Below are 20,205 nucleotides of genomic sequence, written 5' to 3' on the forward strand. Positions count from 1 at the left end.
ACTATCCCGCGCGCTTGTCGAGCCAGTCGGCCAGCCGCGCGGCGATATCCACGAATGCTTGTGCCGAAGGGCCGTCGCCGGCCGCGGGCGGAGCGCCGGCATCGCTCGCCTCGCGGATTTCGAGTGCCAGCGGCACCCGCCCGAGAAAGGCGACGCCTTTCTGCCCGGCAATCGCTTCCGCCCCGCCGGCGCCGAACGGGTCGCTCACTTCGCCGCAATGGGGACACCGGTATCCCGCCATGTTCTCGACGATCCCGATAATCGGCACCCCGCCCTGTTCGAACAGGTTCATCGCGCGGGTGGCATCGATCAGCGAAAGGTCCTGCGGGGTCGACACGATGATCGCCCCGGCGGGCTTGAACTTCTGCAGCATCGTCAGCTGCACGTCGCCGGTGCCGGGCGGCATATCGACCAGCAACGTATCGACATCGCCCCATTCCGCGTCGACCAGCTGGGCCAGTGCATTGCCGGCCATCGGGCCGCGCCAGGCAATCGCCTGGCCATGCTCGACAAGGTGGCCCATCGACAGCACCGGCACTCCGATCGCGCTGGGAACCGGCACGAGCTTCTTGTCGGCTACCTGCGGGCGCGCATCCTCGTTGGCGAGCAGCTTGGGCTGCGACGGGCCGTAAATATCGGCATCGACGATCCCGACCTTGCGCCCCTGCTTCGCCAGCGCTGCCGCAAGGTTGGCGGTGAGCGTCGACTTGCCCACGCCCCCCTTGCCCGATCCGATCGCGATCAGGCGCCGCGCCACCTTGTTCGCCATCATTGCCACGCGCACTTCCGAAACGCCCTCGGCGTCGCGCAGCGTGTCGCGCACGGCCACTTCCATCCGCTCGCGCGCCGGCCGGTCGAGCCCGCCGACGTCGAACACCAGCGTCGCCACTCCGTCCGCCAGCCGGATCGATTGCAGGCGCTCCAGCGCCTTTTCCGGAAGCCTCTGTTTCAACGCATCTGTGTCACTCATGGCAGCCCAGTTAGCGATTGCTGGCGCGGGTTGAAGGAAAATCGCGCACGACACCCTGTTTTTCCCTCGTTTGATGCCTATAAGTGGCTCCATGGAACGATTGGGCGGATTTATCGAACGGATCGGGCTCGCGATGGCGGGCAAGAAGAACCCCTGGGGCGGCGGCCCGAAGGGGAATGACGAAGGCGGCGAAGGCGGGGAAGCATCGTCCGGCGAGGGCGACGGCGAAAAGCCGCGCGGCCCGCGCAATCCCTGGCTTCCCGGCGGAGGCGGAGCGGATGAAAGGGGCCGCCGCTCGGCCAGCATCGAAGACATTTTCAGGAGTCGCGGGCCGGAAGGCCCAAGGCGGGGACGCGGCGGCGGCACCGGCGGACCGCGCTTCACCCTGCCGCGGCGCCCCGACGGGCGCAGCTGGCTGCCGGCGATCCTGGGCGGGATCGCGCTGCTGTGGGTCGGCCTGACCAGTGTCCACGTGGTCGGCGCGCGCGAACAGGGCCTCGTCGCCTGGCTCGGCAGCAAATACAGCCGAACGCTCAATCCCGGGCTCAATTTCACGGCTCCCTGGCCGATCCAGTCGGTCGATATCGAGAATGTCAGCGAGATTCGTCGGCTCGAAATTCCCGACAACAGTTCGCAGAAGCTGATCCTGACCGGCGACCAGAACCTGGTCGATGTCTCATACCTGGTCCGCTGGAGCATCAAGGATTTGCAGCTGTTCCGCTATCGCCTGGCAAAGCCCGAGGAGACGGTCCAGGAAGCGGCCGAAAGCGCCATGCGGCAATCGGTGGCCGAACAGGATCTCGACAGCGTGGTCTCGGGCGCGGGCCGCGCTCAAATCGAGCTCGGTGTGCATCAACGGATGCAGGCGATCCTCGACGGCTATCGTTCGGGAGTCGCGGTGCAGGGCGTCGAGGTCGTCAAGACCGACCCGCCCGAATCGGTGATCGAGGCGTTCCGCCAGGTCTCGGCGGCCGAACAGCAGGCCCAGCGCAGTATCAACGAAGCGCGGCGCTATTCGCAGCAGGTCCTGGCACAGGCGCAGGGCGAGGCCGCGGCCTTCGACGAAATCTACGAACAATACCGGCTGGCCCCGGAAGTCACCCGTCGCCGGCTTTATTACGAGACCATGGAAACGATCCTTAGCAAGACCGACATGACAATCATCGAGGCCGATGGGGTAACACCGTACCTGCCGCTCCCTGAATTGCGCCGCCGCGCGCAGCAAAGCAGCACGGAGGGCCAATAGCATGGGCAACTTCAAGGCAATCATCGCTATTGTGGCGGTCGCGATCGTCGGCCTGTTCGCCAGCATGGCGATCGTACCCGAAACGCAGCAGGCGGTCATCATCCAGGCCGGCGAACCGGTGCGCACGGCCAACAAGTTCGACCCGGATACGCCGTTCGGCGAGACCGGGGCCGGGATCATTTTCCATGTTCCGTTTTACGAGCAGGTGCAGCTGATCGATCGCCGGATCATGGATCTCGACATGACCCAACAGGAAGTGCTCACCAGCGACCAGCAGCGCCTGCTGGTCGATGCCTATGCCCGCTTCCGGATCATCGACCCGGTGCGAATGGTCGAGAACGCGGGTTCCGAGGAAAACGTCGCCACCCAGCTCGCACCGATCCTCAGCTCGGTCGTGAGGCAGGAACTGGGCCGGCGCAGTTTCGCATCGCTGCTGACCGCCGAGCGCGGCAATGCGATGGTCAACATCCGCGGCCAGCTCGACAATCGCGCGCGCCAATATGGCGCGCAGGTGCTCGATGTCAGGATCAAGCGCGCCGACCTGCCCGACGGGGCGCCGCTCGACGCGGCCTTCGCGCGGATGCGTTCGGATCGTGAGGCGGAGGCCGAAACGATCAGGGCGCAGGGTCGCCGCGACGCGCGGATTATCCAGGCCGAAGCCCAGGCAGAGGCATCGAGAATCTACGCCGAAGCCTATGGCAAGGACCCGCAATTCTACGATTTCTACCGGGCGATGCAGAGCTATGTCGCGACTTTCGACTCGAACGAAAGCGAACGCTCGATCATCCTGTCGCCCGACAATGATTACCTGAGACAATTCCAGGGAGGGCGCTGATCGGTCTCTTGCAGAGCGATTACGCTTGTCATTCAATTCATGTTCAGGCCCGTCCGCTTCTATGGCTACGGGGACTGAACGGGCGCCGGAAGCGCCGCAACTAGAGGAACAAGAGGACGTGAAGCCAGTGCGTTACGTTTATTCGATCTCATCCGCATTGCTGATCGGCGGTGCCGCCCTGTCGCTCGCGACCGGACATCCCGCCGGGGCGCAAGTCACCAATGACGCGGGCGCGATCCAGCCGATCGTGCCTCAGGCCGGGGCGCCGGCCAGCTTTGCCGATCTCACCCAACAGCTCCAGCCGGCGGTGGTCAATATTTCGACCCGGGCACAGATCCAGGTCCGCTCGGACCCGTTCTGGGACCTGTTCCTGGGCCGCCAGGGCGGGCCGCGCACCCAGGAGGCAGGATCGCTCGGCTCGGGCTTCATCATCTCGGGCGACGGCTATGTCGTGACCAATAATCACGTGATCTCGCTCGACGGGCGCAATGCCGCCGACGAAATCACCGTCAAGCTGTTCGACGGCAAGGAATATCCCGCCGAAGTGGTCGGTCGCGATGCCGCTTCGGATATTGCCGTGCTCAAGATCCAGAACGGCGCGCCGCTGCCGCATGTCAGGTTCGGCAATTCCGACGCGGCGCGTGCGGGCGACTGGGTGATCGCGATCGGCAATCCGTTCGGGCTTGGCGGTACGGTAACCGCGGGAATTATCTCGAGCCCGCACCGCAGCACGGGCAGCGGACCCTATGACCAGTTCATCCAGACCGACGCCTCGATCAATTCGGGCAATTCGGGCGGCCCGATGTTCGACATGACCGGGCAGGTCATCGGCATCAACCGCTGGATCATCGCGCCTTCGGGCGGAAATATCGGGATCGGTTTCGCGATTCCCTCCTCGATTGCCGCTCCGATCGTCGAAAAGCTGATCGCGGGCGAGGAAATCGAACGCGGTTACATCGGTGTCGGGATCATCCCGATCGACGACGATACGGCATTGGCGCTCGGTATCGAGAAGGAACATGGCGAGCTGGTCCAGACCGTCGAGCCGGGCGATCCGGCGGAACGGGCGGGCATCAAACCGGGCGACATCGTGCTCAAGGCGAATGGCCAGGACGTCACCCGCGAACGGTCGCTGTCCTCGATCCTGGCCAATATCGCGCCGGGAACGCGGATCACGCTGGAATTGCTGCGCGAAGGCAAGGCCATGACCTTGCCGATCACGGTCGGCAAGCGGCCGCCCGAAGAGGAGCTGGCCGAACGCCGGTTCGACCGCGACGGCCAGAATGCGCCCCCGCAGGATATTCCCCAAAGCGCCGATGCGATCATCGAGGAGGTGCTCGGCATCCGCGCCCAGACGCTGACCCCGCAGATCGCCCGCGACCTCGGCGCTCCGCCAGACACGAAAGGCGCCGTGATCCTCGCGGTCGACCGGACCTCGGATGCCGCGCGCAAGGGCCTCAACCGGGCCGACATCATCCTGGCGGTCAATTACCAGCAGATCGCATCGATCGAGGATCTCGAGAAGGTGGTGCGCGAAGCGCGGGCCGACGGACGCGGAGCGCTGCTGCTGCAGGTCCGCAGCCCGGGGCGGCAGCCGGTGTTCGTCACGGTCCGGTTGCGCGATCGCAGCTCGCAGGAGTGATCCCGAGACGTGAGCAGGGACGCGTGAGGAATGGCGAGGGGCCGCTTCGGCGGCCCCAACCCTTGTCCTCGGCTACTGGCTGGAGCGCGGAGGTGCAGCCGCGCGCGGCCTGATCGTGTTCGAATTGCCGATTGCCTCTTCGAGGAACTCGTCTTCCGCCGCCGGGAAGGCCTCGTCGAAGGTCTCAGGATCGTTTTCGAAATACGGGTCGCGCCCCTGCATCGGCCCGGCCGGTTCGATCAGGTTTCCCTGTTCGTCGCTGAAATAGTAGTCCTGGTCCGCTGCGCCATAGAGATATTCGTCATCCGGTTCGAGCACCCAGTCGGGCAGCTTGAGCTCGGTGTCGAAGGGTTCGACCGGGCGTTTCCTGGTGGCGACCTGCATATATTGCGCGAACGCCCGCGCGGGTGCCGTCCCGCCCTGCAAGCCGGCGACCGCCCGGGCATCGTCGCGCCCCATCCACACACCGGTGGTGATCCCGCTCGAAAACCCGAGGAACCAGCCATCCTTGTTCGATGAGGTCGTGCCGGTCTTCCCGGCGACCGGCCGGCCGATCTGGGCGGCCCTGCCGGTGCCGGTGCTGACGGCCGTCTGCAACAGGTCGGTGATCCCGGCGGCGACATGTTCGGGCACCAGCTGGAATTCACGCGACGGGCGGTGTTCGTAAAGCAATTCGCCGTCCACCGTCTGGACCTTGGTGATACCATAGGGCTCGATCGACTTGCCGCGCGCCGAAACCGATGCGAAGGCGCGCACCATGTCCATCAGGCGGACATCGTTGGTGCCCAGCACCATCGAAGGATAGGTCGTGATCGGCGTGGTAATCCCGAAGCGGCGCGCCATGCCGGCCACCGCGCTGAACCCGACTTCGTTGCCGAGCTGGGCGGCGACGGTATTTTTCGAATAGGCAAAGGCGGTGCGGACATCGATCTTGCCGGCATATTCGCCGGTCGAATTGCGCGGGCTCCAGCCCTGGATCGTAACCGGCTCGTCGACCACTTCGTCATTCGGCGTGTAGCCCGCCTCGAGCGCGGCCAGGTAGACAAACAGTTTCCACGCCGAGCCCGGCTGGCGCACGGCATTGACGGCGCGATTGTAATTGCTGTCGACATAGTCGGTCCCGCCAACCATGGCGAGCACCGCCCCGTCGCGATCGAGGCTGACCAGCGCGCCCTGAGTGCCGCCCGGCGCGTTCCTGCGCACGGCGTCGGTGGCGGCGGCCTGCATCTCGACGTCGAGCGTCGTCCAGACCTCGAGCGGCTCGCTGGTATCGGGCAATATGAGGTCGAGCTGGGGGAGGACCCAATCCGAGAAATAGCGCACCGAATTCTGCCCGACCTCCGGGCGCAGCTTCACGGCCGAAGGATCGACCCGGTTGGCCATGCCGGGCGTCAGCTTGCCGTATTTCTCCATCTGGCCGATCACCACATTCGCCCGGCTCACCGCGGCATCGAGATCGGCGGTCGGCGAAAAGCGCGAAGGGGCCTTGACCAGCCCGGCAATGATCGCCGCCTCGCCCAGCGAAAGCTCGCGGGCCGAGTGGCTGAAGAATTTGCGGCTGGCCGAGTCGATCCCGTAGGCCCCGCCGCCGAAATAGACCTTGTTGAGATAGAGTTCGAGCACCTGGTCCTTCGAGAATTTCCATTCGAGCGCCATCGCCAGCACGGCCTCGCGCGACTTGCGGCCAAGCGTGCGATTGGAATTGAGGAACAGGTTGCGCGCCAGTTGCTGGGTAATGGTCGAAGTCGCGCTGGTCCGTTCGTCGTCGCGCCACGATACCCACAGCGCCCGCGCAAGCCCGATCGGATCGACTCCGAAATGCATGTAGAAACGCCGGTCCTCGACCGAGATCATCGCGTCCTTCATCACCTGCGGGATTTCGCTCGAGGAAAGCCATTGCCCGTAGCTCGGCCCGAGCGAAACGATCTCCGATCCGTCGCGCGCGCGCACGATGATCATCTGCCCGGTCTGGCTGTCGCGCAGCTGGGCATAGCTCGGCAGGCTCTGGACCGCGATATAGACGGCGATGACGATGGCGGCCGTCCCGATCAGGCCGGAGATGATGCCGGTCCAGAAAATGCGCCTCAGCCAGGTCCTGAACAGGCCGGGCTCTGCGCGGTCGCGCTTCGGCTTGCGCGGACCGGACCCGCCTCCCCCGCGCCTGCCCGCGTCCCTGGCTCTCGCCAGTTCGCGGGGGCTGGCCTTGGAGCCGATGCTCCGGTTACGTGCCATGCGCGTTGTTTGCCTTGTCCATGCGCGGGGTCGCGCGGTCCGTCCCTAGAGCGAGTGCATAAATCATTCGTAACCCAGGGTTAACGGGATTGCCGGGTTGTCCCCAGCCGGCTTGCCCCGGAACCTATTCGTCGGGCTTGAAATCGAGGCTCGCGCTGTTGATGCAATAGCGCAGCCCGCCGGGCCCGGGGCCGTCGGGAAAGACGTGCCCGAGATGGCCCGAACAGCGCGCGCAGCGCACTTCGGTGCGGACCATGCCGTGCGACATGTCGGAATGCTCGTCAACCACATCGCTTGCCATCGGCGCGGTAAAGCTCGGCCAGCCCGAACCGCTGTCATATTTGGCGTCGCTGGCGAACAGCGGCAGGCCGCAGCCCGCGCATTTGTAAAGGCCGGCGGCCTTGTTGCCTTCGTATTTGCCGGTGAAGGCGCGTTCGGTCCCGGCCTGGCGCAGGATCTGGAACTGTTCGGGCGTCAGCCGCTCGCGCCATTGGTCTTCGGTCAGTTCAAGCTTTTCGGTCATGGCAGTCTCCGTTGCCGCCAATATGGTGCGCAAGTTTCACCGCTCAAGCGTCGAGGTCGGCGTAATGTCTTGGCGGCTTGATCACGTCCATCCGCTCGGACAGCAGCGGCCTGAAGCTCGGCCGGCTCTTGAACACGGCATACCAGCCCTTGCTCTGCTCGTGTCCGGCCCAGTCGATCCCGCCCAGGTAATCGGCGACCGAGATCTGCGCCGCGGCGGCAAGATCCGCGAGGCTCATCTGGGCCCCGGCCAGCCACGGCCGGTTGTCGATCAGCCAGTCGATATAGTCGAGATGTTCGTTGGCGAGCCGCATGGCCTCGCGGAGCATGCCCGAATCCGGCGGCGCGTGGAGGATCAGCCGCTTCTTCATCCGCTCGGACAGCAGCGGCAGGGTGACATCGGAAAAGAAATTCTCGTCGAACAGCGCCACCAGCCGGCGAATTTCGGCCCGGTTGGCGGACGTCCCGACAATCAGGGGCGCCTTGTCGACCGTCTCCTCGAAATATTCGCAGATCGCCTGGCTGTCGATCAGGGTGAGGTTCCTGGCGGGATCGCGCAGCACCGGCGTACGCCCCGCCGGATTGAGCGCGAGGAACGCGTCGCGCCCCTCCCACGGATTTTCGCGCACGAGTTCATAGGCGATGCCCTTTTCGGAAAGGGCGAGGCGAACCTTGCGGGAAAAGGGACAGAGAGGGAATTGGTAAAGCTGCCACATGTACTCTCACCAATGCCGCATGGCGGGACTCGCGTCCACTGCCGGGTTCGCAGATTATCCTCAGATTCGCGCAGCCCGTGCTATCCTGCCGTTAGGGAGGGCCGTCCGACATGACCAGCAGGCCGGTAGAGATAACCCATCGCGAGCGGCTGGTGTTTCCCGACGCCGGCTATACCAAGGGCGACCTTGCCGACTACTATTCAGCGATCGCGCCGCTGATACTGCCGTTCATGGCCGGTCGCCCGGTGAGCCTGCTGCGCTGCCCGCAAGGGCGGGACCGGAACTGCTTTTTCCAGAAGCACGGCGGGCCGGGCTTCGGCCCTCCGGTGCATACGATCGCGATCGAGGAGAAGAGCGGCGAGACCGCCGATTACCTCTATGTCGAGGATGAAGGGGGCATCCTCCAATGCGTGCAGATGGGGGCGATCGAATTCCACGGCTGGGCGAGCCTCTGCAGCGCGCTCGAACAACCGGACCGGCTGGTGTTCGATCTCGATCCGGGCGAAGGGCTGGGATTTGCGGAAGTGAAGCGGGCGGCGGTCGATGTCCGCGAGCGGCTGGCGGAGGAGGGGCTGCGAAGCTTCGCCCTGCTGACCGGCGGCAAGGGCGTGCATGTCTTGGTGCCGCTATCTCCGGGCCATTCCTGGGACTCTCATAGCGGCTTCGCCAGACGCATCGCGCACGAGCTGGCCGGGGCCGGGCCGGATCGCTTCACCGCAACGATGAGCAAGGAAAAGCGCAAGGGCAGGATCTTCGTCGACTGGCTGAGGAACGCGCGCGGCGCGACCGCGATCATGCCCTATTCGGCGCGGGCGAGAATTGGCGCGCCGGTCGCGGTTCCGGTTTCGTGGGACGAACTGGACGGCTTCGGGCAGGCCGGCGCCTTTACCGTCGGCGATATCGGGACGCTCAAGAAGCGCGCCGGATCGGGCGCGCTCAAGGGCTGGGGCGAAGCAGGACAAAAGCTGCCCTGAATTCGCGGCGAGTGTCTTCTAACGACCTATTGCGGTCACAGGACAATGCGGCTTAGTCCGAGATGAAGTGTGAACATCTCATTTCTCCGCTACAGAGGTTGATGCTGGTGAAGGTCACTACGCGAAGGATGCTGGCATGCGGGGCAATCGCGGGGGGACTCTACATTGCCACCGACCTGACCGCGGCCGTGGCTTGGGACGGATATAGCATCACTGACCAAACCGTAAGCGAGACGTTTGCGGTTGGGGCTCCGACGAGGCCGTTCGTCTTAGCTAGAAGCCTTACCTACAGCATCCTGATGCTCTTCTTCGGTTGGGGCGTCCTACGAGTCGCCTCTGAACAGCGATCTCTGCGGACCACAGGCGGACTGATTGTCGCGATAGGCGCGATCGACCTACTGGGGCCTTTCGCCCCTATGCATCAGCGGGCCGTCTTGGAGGCCGGTGGCGGAAGTCTTACCGACATCATGCACATCGTGCTCGCGAGCTTCGACGTCCTTCTTATCCTACTCATCCTTGGCTTTGGCGCTCACACCGCAGGCAAGAAGTTTCGGCTGTATTCGTTCATCACGCTTGTCCTGGTCCTCGGCTTTGGCGCATTGACGGGATTGGATGGGCCAAGAATGTCGTCAAACCTGCCAACACCGATGATGGGGATATGGGAACGCATCAGCATTTACGGCTTCATGATCTGGTTGATTGTGTTCGCCGTCACATTGTTGCGTTCAAGACACGACGGCAGGTCAACCTGAACTGATGGAAGTAGCTGATTGTTGCATCTGCTGCCTCCCTTCCGGGTGCACCATTACCGTCCGCTTCCCACGCAAGCCGCATATGACTCCCGGCTAAATCCCCGAAGCATCGAGCGATAGCAGGCAAGGCCCCATTACGTCGTCGAGATGCCGCATCCTGTCGCCCGAGGCATCGCCTTCTTCGACCAGTTGCACCACCGCGCCCTGCATCCGGGCGGCGAGAATCTCCTCGCTCCAGCCCAGCTCGTCCATCAGCCGGGCCCCCGCCTGGACGAAATATTCCTTCCCGCGCACGTCCATTGCCGGATAATGCGCGAAAGCCTCGTCGCCCTGCTCCTGCCTGGCAGCAACCAGCGCGAAGGCCGCCGAACAGCGCAGCAGCATGTTTTGCTCAAGACTCAGCTTTTCGGGGTCCGCAGATTCCTGCGCGGCCGCCGGGCCGAACGAAACGAGCGCGAGCGCGAAGGCCAGCGGGGCAAGACCGATTCTCATCGCGGATCCAATGGCACGGCCAGCCTGTCCGCCGCCTTTACGGGTATCAGCTCTTGTAGAGGTCGCGCGCCTTGCGGCGGGTCTCGGCGAAACTATCGCGCCGCATCTTCTCGAAGGCGATCCGCTTGTCGAAACCGGGATCTTCGGGATAGTCGCGATAATCGGCGATGATCTCGTCGAACATCTCGCGCAGCTCGTCCTTGTGGTCGGGATGGGTGAAGATGTTGGCGCGATTCTCGCGGCAACCTTCAAGGATGCGCTGGCCGATAATGTCTGGCTCCATCCCGTATTCGTGGATGCCCGCCAGCCGTTCGACCGCCTCGCGGTTGACCGGTTTCATTTCGCCCTTGAGGTTGTCGGGCCGGACATCGTCGCTGGCATAGATCACGCTCTTGACCAGCCCGGGATGCACGACCGAGACCCCGATCCCGTAATTGAGCATCGAGTGGCGCAGCGAATAGCTGAGGCCGCGCACCGCGAATTTGGCGGTGTTGTAGATTCCCGGAGCGCCGCCGGCGATGAAGCTCGCCATGCTCGCGGTGTTGCAGATATGGCCGCCGGCCTGCGCGCCCGCCTCGACCCGCTCCTTCATCCGGCGGGCGAAGGTCTGGACCCCGTTGATCACGCCATGCAGGTTGACGCCGAGCACCCAGTCCCAATCGTCGTAGGACGAATCCTCGATCGTCTGAAACAGGTTGATCCCGGCATTGTTGAACAGCAGGCTGACCGGGCCGAATTGCGCCTCGACCTTGTCGGCCGCGGCCTTGAACCCTGCGCGGTCCATGACATTGAGCTGCACGCCCATCACTTCGCGGTTGTCGAGCGTCGCCAGCGCCGCGTCGATCGCGTCCTGGCGGATATCGGCGATCGCGACCCTGGCCCCTTCGTTGAGCAGATTGCGGACGATGCCGATGCCCACGCCGTTGGCGCCGCCGGTGACGAAGGCCGTGCGGCCTGCAAAATCGAGCATTGAAATCCTTCTCCTCAGTCGCGCGCGCGCCGCGCCTTCTCGTCCATCAGCAACACCGGATTGACCTTGGGCGATTCGCGCCCGGCCAGGAACTCGTTGCGGATATTGCGGTAATGGAATTTCCATTCGCCATCGACCCGCACCAGTTCGTCCTCGTAGATGCCGAAGGTCCCGAGCGTCGGCGTGAAGCGGCTGCCATCGGGCACGCGCGGCCCGTCATTGGCGGTTTCGAACCAGAAGCCAGTGTGCCAGGCCTTGTCGCCCTCGACCCGGATAACCGAATGGCACAACACGTGGCGCAGGATCGCCGGGTTGCCGTCGACATCGGTATAGATCCCGGCCACCGCTTCCTTGAAGCCTTTCGCCGCAGCGCGGATATTGTCGCGCCCGGTCACCGCCCCGCGCGCGAATTCGAGCGTGCCGTCTTCGGTGAAGGTATCGGCGTAGGTATCGAAATCGTTCCAGTCCATCGCGAACAGATAGCGCGCCATCAGGTCTTCGATCGCGGCGCGATCGTCCGCATAGCTTGGTTGGCCTTCATTGCCGTTCGCCATAGATCTCCATCCTCTCCCATGCCGACCGGCGGGCCGATTGCGGCAGCTGTCAGTTTTCTCTCGCCTTTTTGTATTTGGCACTTACAAATTGTCCAAGACAATTCCGGCGAGTCTCCGCGCGAGAGGGACCAGCCTAATGGGAGGGATGGTTCATGGCGATAGCGCCGAACGCAGGGGAAATGCAGGCAGCCGTGGAAGATCGGGCGGCTTACGCCAAGGATATGCCCTGGCCTTCGCAAAAAGCCGGTGCCTATGCTCTCTTCGCGGTAATTTTCGCCACTTTCATTACGTTCCTCGACCAGACCGCCTTCGGCCTCTTGGCCGAGCATATGAAGATCAGCTTCGGCATTTCCGATGCCACGCTCGGGCTGCTGCTGGGACCGGTAACCGTGGTCGCCTATGTCATCGTTGGCATTCCGCTCGCGCGGCTGGTCGATATCTACGCACGCAAATACGTGCTCGGCATCAGCATTGCCGCGCTCGGCACGATCATGGCGTTGGGCGGGCTGGCGCAGAATCTGGGCCAGCTGGTCGGGACCCGGCTGTTCGTCGGCGCCAGTTCATCGGCCAACGGCCCCGGCTCCTATTCGATCCTGGTCGACTATTTCCGGCCAATCAGGATCCCGCTGGTCTTCGCATTGTTGCAGCTAGGCTTCATCCTCGGCAATTCGTTCGGCAATATCCTCGGCGGGCGGTTGATCGCGTGGACCGATACGCTCGGCGAAACGGTCAGTTTCCTCGGCTTGGAGATTTTCAGCTGGCAGCTGGTGCTGATCATCGTCGGTGCGCCGGGCTTGCTTGCCGGATTGATCTGGCTGACCGTCAAGGAACCGCCGCGGCGTAGCCCGCCCGAAGCGAGCCAGCTGGTGCCCAAGAGCGCGCCGTTCTGGCGCAAGGCACTCTCCTTCATGGGCTTCGATGCGATCCTGGCGATCAACAATCGCGGCGCGGTGTTCTATCCGCTGTTCGCTGCGCTCGCGATGTCCGCGCTCGAAAGCCAGGGCCTGCCGCAGTTCCGCGTGCCCTTCATGACGCGAACCTATGACTGGGACGTCGCCCAGATCGGCGACGTGCTTGGCACGATGTTGCTGGTTGCCATGCTCGCGGGGATCGCGGTCGGCGGCGCCTTCGTCACCTGGATGGGCAAGCGCTACAAGGACGCCAATATCCGCGCGACTGCGATCATCTTCACCTGCACCACGGTCGTGACCATCGCCATGCCGCTGATGCCGACCGGCGAACTGGCGCTGGCCTGCATGGCACTCGCCGCCTTCTTCGGACTTGCCGGTGCTCCGGCGCAGAACGCCGCGATCCAGCGGATTGCCCCCAATGAAATGCGCGGCCAGGTGACTGCATTCTATCTCTTCATGTTCACCTTCTTCGGCGCGCTCGGCCCGATGGTGATCGGCTTCGTCAGCACGTTCATCTTCGGTGAAGTGATCTGGAAGGCGATCCTGGCCACCGCCATGGTCTTCCTGCCGCTCGCCACCTTCTTCATGTGGCGCGGGATCAAGCCCTATCGCGAGGAAGTCGAGCGGCTCGAAGCGATGGGAATGTAACCCGGCGCCAATCCGGCGTTGACTCCAGCCATATGCTGCGCAATTTGTAAGCAAAGCATACAAATTGGGAGAGACTCGCATGTCCGATGATCGCGTTGCCGCGCTCGAAGCCAAGGTCGAAGAACTGGAGAAGCGCCTGACCGTCCGCGAGGACGAGCTCGACGTGAAAAAGCTCCAGTATCTCTACGGCTATCTGATCGACAAATGCATGTACGACCAAGTGGTGGACCTGTTCGCCGACGATTGCGAAGTGCGCTTCTTCGGCGGCGTCTTCAAGGGCAAGGCGGGCGTGAAGCGGCTCTATATCGAGCGCTTCCGCAAGCGCTTCACGCATGACAATAACGGGCCGGTCGACGGTTTCCTGCTCGACCATCCGCAGATCCAGACGATCATCGATATCGATCCCGACGGCAAGACCGCGCGGCTGCGCGGCCGCAGCACCATGCAGGCCGGGCGCCACAAGGATTATACCGACGAAGCCGCCGGCCTCGGCGTGCGCCAGTGGTGGGAAGGCGGGCTCTACGAGAACGTCTACACCAAGGGCGATGACGGCAAGTGGCGGATCAAGCTGCTCAACTACTTCCCGCACTGGCACGCCGATTTCGACAAGGGCTGGGCCTATACCGATCCCGAATATGTGCCGTTCATGACCAAGCTCTATCCCGAGGATCCCGCGGGGCCTGACGAGCTGTATGACAATTTCTGGCTATGGCCGACGCACAAGCTGCTGCCGTTCCACATGAAGCATCCGATCACCGGCGAGGAAATGGTCGCGAGCCGGTGGGAAGGCGACGCCAAACGCGATGCGGAGCGCGAGGCGGAACGGGCAGCGAAGGCGAAGGCTGAGGCTTGATATTCCTTCTCCCTTGATGGGAGAAGGATGTGCAGACTTAACGAGCGAAGCGAGTTTAGTCGGAGCTGGATGAGGGTGATCTCGACCACCGTACGGACTTCCCGATCACCCTCACCCAACTTCGCCTAGGCGCCCAAGGCGCCAAGGCTTCGTATCCCTCTCCCACCAAGGGCGAGGGGAAGGAGAACCAATGACCCAATATCCCTCCCTCCATATGGTGATCGACGGCGAGAAGGTTTCCGGCGGCGGCCGGCGGACCTTCCCGGTGGTCAATCCCGTGACCGGCGAGACGATCGGCGAATTGCCGCTAGCTGAAGCGGGTGATCTCGATCGCGCGCTCGAAACCGCTGCCAGGGGCTTCCAGATCTGGCGCAGGGCCCCGGCCGCCCAGCGCGCCGCGGTGCTTTCGGGCGCGGCCAAGCTGCTCGAGGACCGGCAGGAGCAACTCGCCCGGATCGCCACCATGGAACAGGGCAAGCCGCTCGCCGAAAGCCGCATCGAAGTGATGATGGTGGCGCACCTGTTCGCTTTCTATGCCGGCGAATGCCAGCGCAATTACGGGCGCGAACTGGTCCGCCCCGAAGGCATGCGCTCGACCGTGCGGCACGAGCCGGTCGGCGTCGTCGCGGCCTTTGCGCCGTGGAATTTCCCGCTCGGCAATCCGGGCCGCAAGCTCGGCGCGCCGGTCGCGGCGGGCTGTTCGGTGATCCTCAAATCGGCCGAGGAAACTCCGGCCTCGGCGCTCGGCATCCTCCAGGCGCTATATGACGCGGGCCTGCCCAAGGAAGTGGCGCAGGCGGTGTTCGGCGTGCCCGACGAAGTGAGCCGCCACCTGCTGGCTTCGCCGATCGTGCGCAAGCTCTCCTTCACCGGCTCGACCGTGGTCGGCAAGCACCTCGCGAAACTCGCGGCCGAAGACATGAAGGTGACCACGATGGAGCTTGGCGGACACGGCCCGGTGCTGGTGTTCGACGATGCCGATTTCGACCGGGCGCTCGAAACCGCGGTCGGCGGCAAGTTCCGCAATTGCGGGCAGGTCTGCGTCTCGCCGACCCGCTTCATCGTCCAGGAGGACATCTTCGACAGGTTCCGCAAGGGCTTTGCCGAACGCGCCGCCGCGGTGAAGGTGGGCAATGGGCTCGACGACGGCGTCCAGATGGGCCCGATGGCCAATCCCCGCAGGCCCGAAGCGATGGACCGGTTCATTGCCGATGCCAAGGACAAGGGCGCGACGCTTCACACCGGCGGCGAGCGGATCGGCAACCAGGGCTATTTCTACAAGCCTTCGGTCCTGTCCGAGGTCCCGCTCGATGCCGAGATCATGAACGAGGAACCGTTCGGCCCGGTCGCGATCATCAACCCGTTCAAGGACGAGGAAGCGATGATCGCCGAAGCCAACCGCCTGCCCTATGGACTCGCCGCCTATGCCTGGACCGGCGACAGCAAGCGCCAACAGCGCCTCGCCCGCGAAATCGAGGCCGGGATGGTCGGGATCAACACCCACATGATCGGCGCGGCGGATGCGCCCTTCGGCGGGGTCAAATGGTCCGGCCACGGCAAGGAAGACGGGATGGAAGGCGTGATGGCCTGCATGGTGACAAAGGCAGTCCACGAAGGTTAGCGGCAGAAGGGCAATCAGGCCCTCGCCAGCGGGAGAGCAAAATATGGTCGATCGGACCCTTTCCTCGGGGACCCTCGATTCCGCGATCAAGGACATGCAGGCAGCATTGGGCACCGAGCATGTCCTGATCGACGAGGCCCGGATGGCCGACCATGGCGATCCGTTCGGCCCGCCCGGCGAATGGTACAGGCCCGGTGCGGTGCTGATGCCGTCCACGGTCGAGGAAGTGCAGGCCATCCTGCGCATTGCCAATGAACACCGTACCCCGGTCTGGACCAGCAGCCAGGGCCGCAACAAGGGCTATGGCGGCGGCGCGCCGCGCGTTTCGGGCAGTTTCGCTATGTCGTTGCGTCGCATGAACCGCGTGCTCGAAGTGGACGAACAGAACTGCATGGCGCTGGGCGAACCCGGCGTGCGGTTCTTCGACCTCTACGATCATTTGCGCGCGATCGGCTCGAAGCTGTGGATGTCGGTCCCCGATCTCGGCGGCGGCAGCGTGATCGGCAACGCGCTCGAACACGGGGTGGGCTATACCCCGATCGGCGACCATTTCGGCCATCATTGCGGGATGGAGGTGGTCCTGGCCAATGGCGAGATCCTGCGCACCGGGATGGGCGGAATGTCCAACCCGCACAATTGGCTGGTCTATCCGCACAGCGCCGGGCCGAGTTGGGACGGAATCTTCACCCAGTCCAATTTCGGCGTCGTGACCAAGCTGGGCGTGGCGCTGATGCATCCACCCGAAGTCTATGCCCCGGGCTGGTTCATGCTCGACAACGAGGAGCATTACGGAACTTTCCTTGAAGTGCTGCGCCCGCTGATGATCGACGGGACCATTTCGAACCAGCCGATGATCATCAATGCGGTGTGCGCCGCCAGCGCCTTTGGCGAACGCAAGGAATGGTACACCGGTGCGGACTCGATCCCCGAAGAGGTGATCGACCGGATTGCCGCCACGCCCGGCTTCGGGCGCTGGGTGATGCGCTTTGCCGTGCAGGGCGATGCCCCGGTGGTCGCGCACAACCGCGCGAAGATCGAAACTGCATTCGCCGCGATTCCCGGCGCCAGCGTGGTGTTCGAGGAATTCGACGGGCATAGCCTGCCCGAATTCGAGAACCCGCATCACCGGGTACAGGCGGGAATCCCCTCGATGGCGCTCGACCAGATGACCCGCTGGTATGGCGGCGAGGAAGGCGGCCATATCGGCTTTTCCTGCGCCATGCCGATCGCCGGGAAAGACGGCATTGCGATCCGCGACCTGACGCGCAAGGTACTGAACGAGCGCAATCTCGATTATTCGGCGGCGATCATCGTCGGCAGGCGCAGCATGATCCATGTCGCGCTGATCGTGTTCGACACCAAGAACGAGGCCCAGACCCGCGAGGCCTATGCCGCGACCAAGGCGATGCTGGGTCCGGCGGCAAAGCTGGGCTATGGCGAATATCGCAGCCATCTCGATTTCATGGACGAGGTTGCCGATCTCTACGATTTCAACAATCACGCTCAGCGCCGGTTTGCCGAGCTGATCAAGGACGCGGTCGATCCGAACGGCATTCTTTCACCCGGCAAGCAGGGCATCTGGCCCGCTGCCTATCGCAGCTAGACAAGAAGGGTACGCAGTGAACCATCAACTCGAAACCGGCGGGGATCGCGGCTATCTCCGCATCGCCACCGAAGAGGCTTTCGCCACCCAGGAACAGTTCGACGCGATCATGCGCATGGTTGCAGAAGGCATGGCCGACAAGGGCACCATGTCGCTGTGGGGCTTTTATGGCACGAGCGCGTCGGAACGCACGACATTCATCCGCGACCGATTGCTCGACCTGGGCGAAGTCCGCATCGGCGCGATGGACGATACCGGTATCGACAAGGCGATCCTTGCCCTCACCGCTCCGGGCGTGAACTTCCTCCCCGATGCGGAGGAAGCCAAGCGGATCGCGTACAATTCGAACAATGAGCTTAAGGACGCCTGCGAACGCTATCCGGATCGCTATTACGGCATGATCGCGGTTGCCCCGCAGGATCCTGAGTGGTCGGCGCAGGAACTGCGCCGCGGCAAGGAGGAGCTTGGCTTCCACGGCGTGCAGATCTGCAGCCACACGATGGGCCATTACCTCGACGAGGAGCAGTTCGACCCGATCCTCGCAGCCTGCGCCGATCTCGACCTGCCGCTCTATATCCATCCGCAGACACCGCCCGACGAAATGATCGCCGGCATGGTCGATGCCGGGCTTGACGGCGCGGTGTTCGGCTTCGGGGTCGAGACCAGCTATCACGCGATGCGGCTGCTCACGACCGGCGTGTTCGATCGCTATCCCGCGTTGCAGGTGATGCTGGGGCACGGTTGCGAAGGCCTGCCCTTCTGGCTCTATCGGCTCGATTACATGCATAAGGCGGGGGTCCGCTCGAACCGCTATCCGCGGCTCAAGCCGCTGCAGCATGACTTGTTCCACTACATGCGCAACAATTTGCTCGGGACCTGCAGCGGCCTGCCCTTCTCGCCGGCGATCAAGCTGATGATCGAGGTGATGGGCGAAGATCGCGTGATGTATGCGATGGATTATCCCTACCAGTACGTGCCCGACGAAGTGCGCTGGATGGACGACCTCGAAATCTCCGACACGCAGAAGAAGAAGTTCTTCCAGACCAATGCGGAGCGCTGGTTCAAGCTGTGAGCGAAGCCCAGGACCAGTTGCGTGACCTGATCGGCTCCTACTGGAAACCGCATGTCGTCACCGCCGCTGCGCAGCTCGGCATTGCCGACGCCATGGGCGATAAAGCTGCCGGCGCGGAAGTGCTCGCCGGCCGGCTCGTGCTCGATCCGGAAGCACTGGCCCGCCTGCTGCGGGCGATGACCGCGCTTGGCCTTGCGTGCGAGGAGGAAGATCGGGCATTCACGCTGACCGAGCTGGGCATGTGCCTGCGCGCGGACAGCCCGCACTCGCTCAGGGGCATGGCGCTGCATGTCGGCACCCAGCTTTCCCCCGCCTTCGCCGCCCTGGCCGAATGCGTGCGCACGGGGCGTCCGCCCGATTTCGTCAAGCACGGCCCGGACGGCTTTGCCGAATTTGCCGACAAGCCCGAGGCAGCCGCGGTGTTCAACCAGTCGATGGTCGACAATTCGCGGCGGATCGCGGGCCATGCCTCCTCCGCCTGCGATTTCACCCGCTTCGGCACGATCATGGATGTCGGCGGCGGCTATGGCGCGGTCCTCGCCACCCTGCTCAAGGCCGCGCCGCAAGCGAGGGGCTGCGTGCTCGATCTCGGCCATGCGAGGGACGGCGCCCTGCGCCTGTTCGAACAGGAAGGCGTCGCAGACCGCGCGCGTTACGTCGAGGCAAGCTTCTTCGAGACATTGCCCGAAACCGCCGATTGCTATGTCCTCAAATACATCCTGCACGATTGGAACGATGCCTACGCCAGGGACATCGTCGCACGCGTGGGCGAAGCCGCTGCGAAGTCTGGCGGCACGGCGATCCTGATCGAGAAGATCATGCCCGATCGGTTCGAAGCGCGGCCCGGCCATGCGATCGCGGCACAGGGCGACCTCACCATGATGCTGTGGGGCGGCAAGGAGCGGACCGAGCAGGAATTCAGGGAGCTCCTGGCGCATGGCAATCTTGCCTTGACGCAAACCATACCGCTCCCCGACAACCATTTCGTGATCGAGGCGATTCCAAATGCCTGATCTTGGCTTTGGGGTGAGGAGAGGGTGAATGGCGACTGCGGTCGAGGAAGGCATGAGCCAGGGCAAGAAGGTTAGCGGCGCCGGGTGGTATGCCCTGACACTTGTCTCGGCGGCCCAGGGGCTGAGCCTGCTCGACCGGCAGATCCTCGCAATTCTGGCACCCAGCATCGCCGCAGACCTGAATATCGGGGATGCCGAGATTGGGCTGCTCTACGGCACCTTGTTCGCCTTGTTCTACGCGCTGTTCTCGCTTCCGTTGGGCCGGCTGGTCGATGGCTGGATCAGGACGAAATTGCTGGCGATCTGCATCGCGGCGTGGTCGTTTTCGGCGGGACTTGCCGCCTTCGCCTCCGGTTTCCTGTTGCTGGCAGTTTCGCGCCTCGGTGTGGGCGTCGGCGAAGCGGCCGCCCAGCCCGCAGCCAATTCGATCATCTTCGATACCTTTCCGCGCGAAAGACGCGGCACCGCGATGGCGGCGATGGGGATCGCAACCGCACTGGGCCTGGGCCTTTCGATCACGTTGGGCGGGGTCGTCGCCGAATGGTGGGATACGCGCTATGCCGCAGGCGGCGCTCCGGG

General features: G+C 63.9%; 19 protein-coding genes. 12 read left to right on the forward strand and 7 right to left on the reverse strand.

What is annotated here, in order from left to right; genetic code table 11:
- Window position 1: 1 nt before the first annotated feature.
- On the reverse strand, window positions 2-772 hold the full coding sequence (locus tag AC16XC_RS11700; protein ID WP_484034852.1) for a P-loop NTPase: 771 nt from the start codon (window positions 770-772) through the stop codon (window positions 2-4).
- Between the two features lie 289 nt (window positions 773-1,061).
- Here AC16XC_RS11700 and hflK point away from each other — a divergent pair, with 289 nt between their 5' ends.
- The 3 genes from hflK to AC16XC_RS11715 all read left to right on the forward strand — a co-directional run bounded on the left by hflK (window position 1,062) and on the right by AC16XC_RS11715 (window position 4,693).
- Window positions 1,062-2,216, forward strand: a complete 1,155-nt coding sequence (gene hflK, locus AC16XC_RS11705; protein ID WP_484034835.1) for a protease modulator HflK — start codon at window positions 1,062-1,064, stop codon at window positions 2,214-2,216.
- Between the two features lies 1 nt (window position 2,217).
- Window positions 2,218-3,051, forward strand: a complete 834-nt coding sequence (hflC, locus tag AC16XC_RS11710) for a protease modulator HflC (protein WP_484034836.1) — start codon at window positions 2,218-2,220, stop codon at window positions 3,049-3,051.
- Window positions 3,052-3,112: 61 nt separating this feature from the next.
- Entirely contained in the window at window positions 3,113-4,693 is a 1,581-nt protein-coding gene (locus AC16XC_RS11715) for a Do family serine endopeptidase (RefSeq protein WP_484034837.1), read from the forward strand.
- 72 nt (window positions 4,694-4,765) lie between these two features.
- Here the strand turns inward: AC16XC_RS11715 and AC16XC_RS11720 are convergent, their stop codons facing one another.
- From AC16XC_RS11720 to AC16XC_RS11730, 3 genes are all read right to left on the reverse strand, one after another.
- Window positions 4,766-6,925, reverse strand: coding sequence for a transglycosylase domain-containing protein (locus tag AC16XC_RS11720; protein WP_484034838.1), 2,160 nt, complete (start codon window positions 6,923-6,925; stop codon window positions 4,766-4,768).
- A gap of 124 nt (window positions 6,926-7,049) precedes the next feature.
- Complete coding sequence (gene msrB, locus AC16XC_RS11725; RefSeq protein ID WP_484034839.1) at window positions 7,050-7,448, reverse strand: peptide-methionine (R)-S-oxide reductase MsrB; 399 nt, start codon at window positions 7,446-7,448, stop codon at window positions 7,050-7,052.
- A gap of 43 nt (window positions 7,449-7,491) precedes the next feature.
- Window positions 7,492-8,163 carry a glutathione S-transferase family protein gene (locus tag AC16XC_RS11730; RefSeq protein WP_484034840.1) on the reverse strand — a complete coding sequence of 224 codons (672 nt, stop codon included), beginning with the start codon at window positions 8,161-8,163 and terminating at the stop codon, window positions 7,492-7,494.
- A gap of 110 nt (window positions 8,164-8,273) precedes the next feature.
- On the opposite strand from AC16XC_RS11730, the gene ligD reads away from it, so the two are divergent.
- Together ligD and AC16XC_RS11740 are read left to right on the forward strand one after the other, a co-directional pair.
- Complete coding sequence (gene ligD, locus AC16XC_RS11735; protein WP_484034841.1) at window positions 8,274-9,137, forward strand: non-homologous end-joining DNA ligase; 864 nt, start codon at window positions 8,274-8,276, stop codon at window positions 9,135-9,137.
- Window positions 9,138-9,265: 128 nt separating this feature from the next.
- Window positions 9,266-9,889 carry a DUF998 domain-containing protein gene (locus tag AC16XC_RS11740; protein WP_484034853.1) on the forward strand — a complete coding sequence of 208 codons (624 nt, stop codon included), beginning with the start codon at window positions 9,266-9,268 and terminating at the stop codon, window positions 9,887-9,889.
- Window positions 9,890-9,982: 93 nt separating this feature from the next.
- Here AC16XC_RS11740 and AC16XC_RS11745 read toward each other — a convergent pair whose 3' ends face one another.
- From AC16XC_RS11745 to AC16XC_RS11755, 3 genes are read right to left on the reverse strand one after another with little or no spacing between them, the layout of a single operon-like run.
- Entirely contained in the window at window positions 9,983-10,381 is a 399-nt protein-coding gene (locus AC16XC_RS11745; RefSeq protein WP_484034842.1) for a hypothetical protein, read from the reverse strand.
- Between the two features lie 46 nt (window positions 10,382-10,427).
- The gene (locus tag AC16XC_RS11750) at window positions 10,428-11,351 is read right to left on the reverse strand and encodes an SDR family NAD(P)-dependent oxidoreductase (protein WP_484034843.1); all 924 of its coding nucleotides are present in this window, start codon (window positions 11,349-11,351) and stop codon (window positions 10,428-10,430) included.
- A gap of 14 nt (window positions 11,352-11,365) precedes the next feature.
- On the reverse strand, window positions 11,366-11,905 hold the full coding sequence (locus AC16XC_RS11755) for a nuclear transport factor 2 family protein (RefSeq protein ID WP_484034844.1): 540 nt from the start codon (window positions 11,903-11,905) through the stop codon (window positions 11,366-11,368).
- Between the two features lie 152 nt (window positions 11,906-12,057).
- Here AC16XC_RS11755 and AC16XC_RS11760 point away from each other — a divergent pair, with 152 nt between their 5' ends.
- The 7 genes from AC16XC_RS11760 to AC16XC_RS11790 form a co-directional block, all read left to right on the forward strand.
- Window positions 12,058-13,464 carry an MFS transporter gene (locus AC16XC_RS11760; RefSeq protein ID WP_484034845.1) on the forward strand — a complete coding sequence of 469 codons (1,407 nt, stop codon included), beginning with the start codon at window positions 12,058-12,060 and terminating at the stop codon, window positions 13,462-13,464.
- 79 nt (window positions 13,465-13,543) lie between these two features.
- Complete coding sequence (locus AC16XC_RS11765; protein ID WP_484034846.1) at window positions 13,544-14,317, forward strand: nuclear transport factor 2 family protein; 774 nt, start codon at window positions 13,544-13,546, stop codon at window positions 14,315-14,317.
- Window positions 14,318-14,507: 190 nt separating this feature from the next.
- Window positions 14,508-15,938 carry an NAD-dependent succinate-semialdehyde dehydrogenase gene (locus tag AC16XC_RS11770; RefSeq protein ID WP_484034847.1) on the forward strand — a complete coding sequence of 477 codons (1,431 nt, stop codon included), beginning with the start codon at window positions 14,508-14,510 and terminating at the stop codon, window positions 15,936-15,938.
- Between the two features lie 43 nt (window positions 15,939-15,981).
- Window positions 15,982-17,541, forward strand: a complete 1,560-nt coding sequence (locus AC16XC_RS11775; RefSeq protein ID WP_484034848.1) for an FAD-binding oxidoreductase — start codon at window positions 15,982-15,984, stop codon at window positions 17,539-17,541.
- Window positions 17,542-17,557: 16 nt separating this feature from the next.
- Window positions 17,558-18,613 (forward strand): amidohydrolase family protein, encoded by a 1,056-nt coding sequence (locus tag AC16XC_RS11780; protein ID WP_484034849.1) that lies wholly within the window; start codon window positions 17,558-17,560, stop codon window positions 18,611-18,613.
- A complete protein-coding gene (locus AC16XC_RS11785; RefSeq protein ID WP_484034850.1) occupies window positions 18,610-19,626 on the forward strand; it encodes a methyltransferase in 1,017 nt (338 codons plus the stop codon). Before AC16XC_RS11780 ends, AC16XC_RS11785 begins: the two co-directional genes overlap by 4 nt.
- 28 nt (window positions 19,627-19,654) lie before the next feature.
- On the forward strand, window positions 19,655-20,205 hold a 551-nt coding region (locus AC16XC_RS11790), incomplete at its 3' end, for an MFS transporter (protein ID WP_484034851.1).

It is taken from the genome of Candidatus Andeanibacterium sp. (assembly GCF_057143545.1).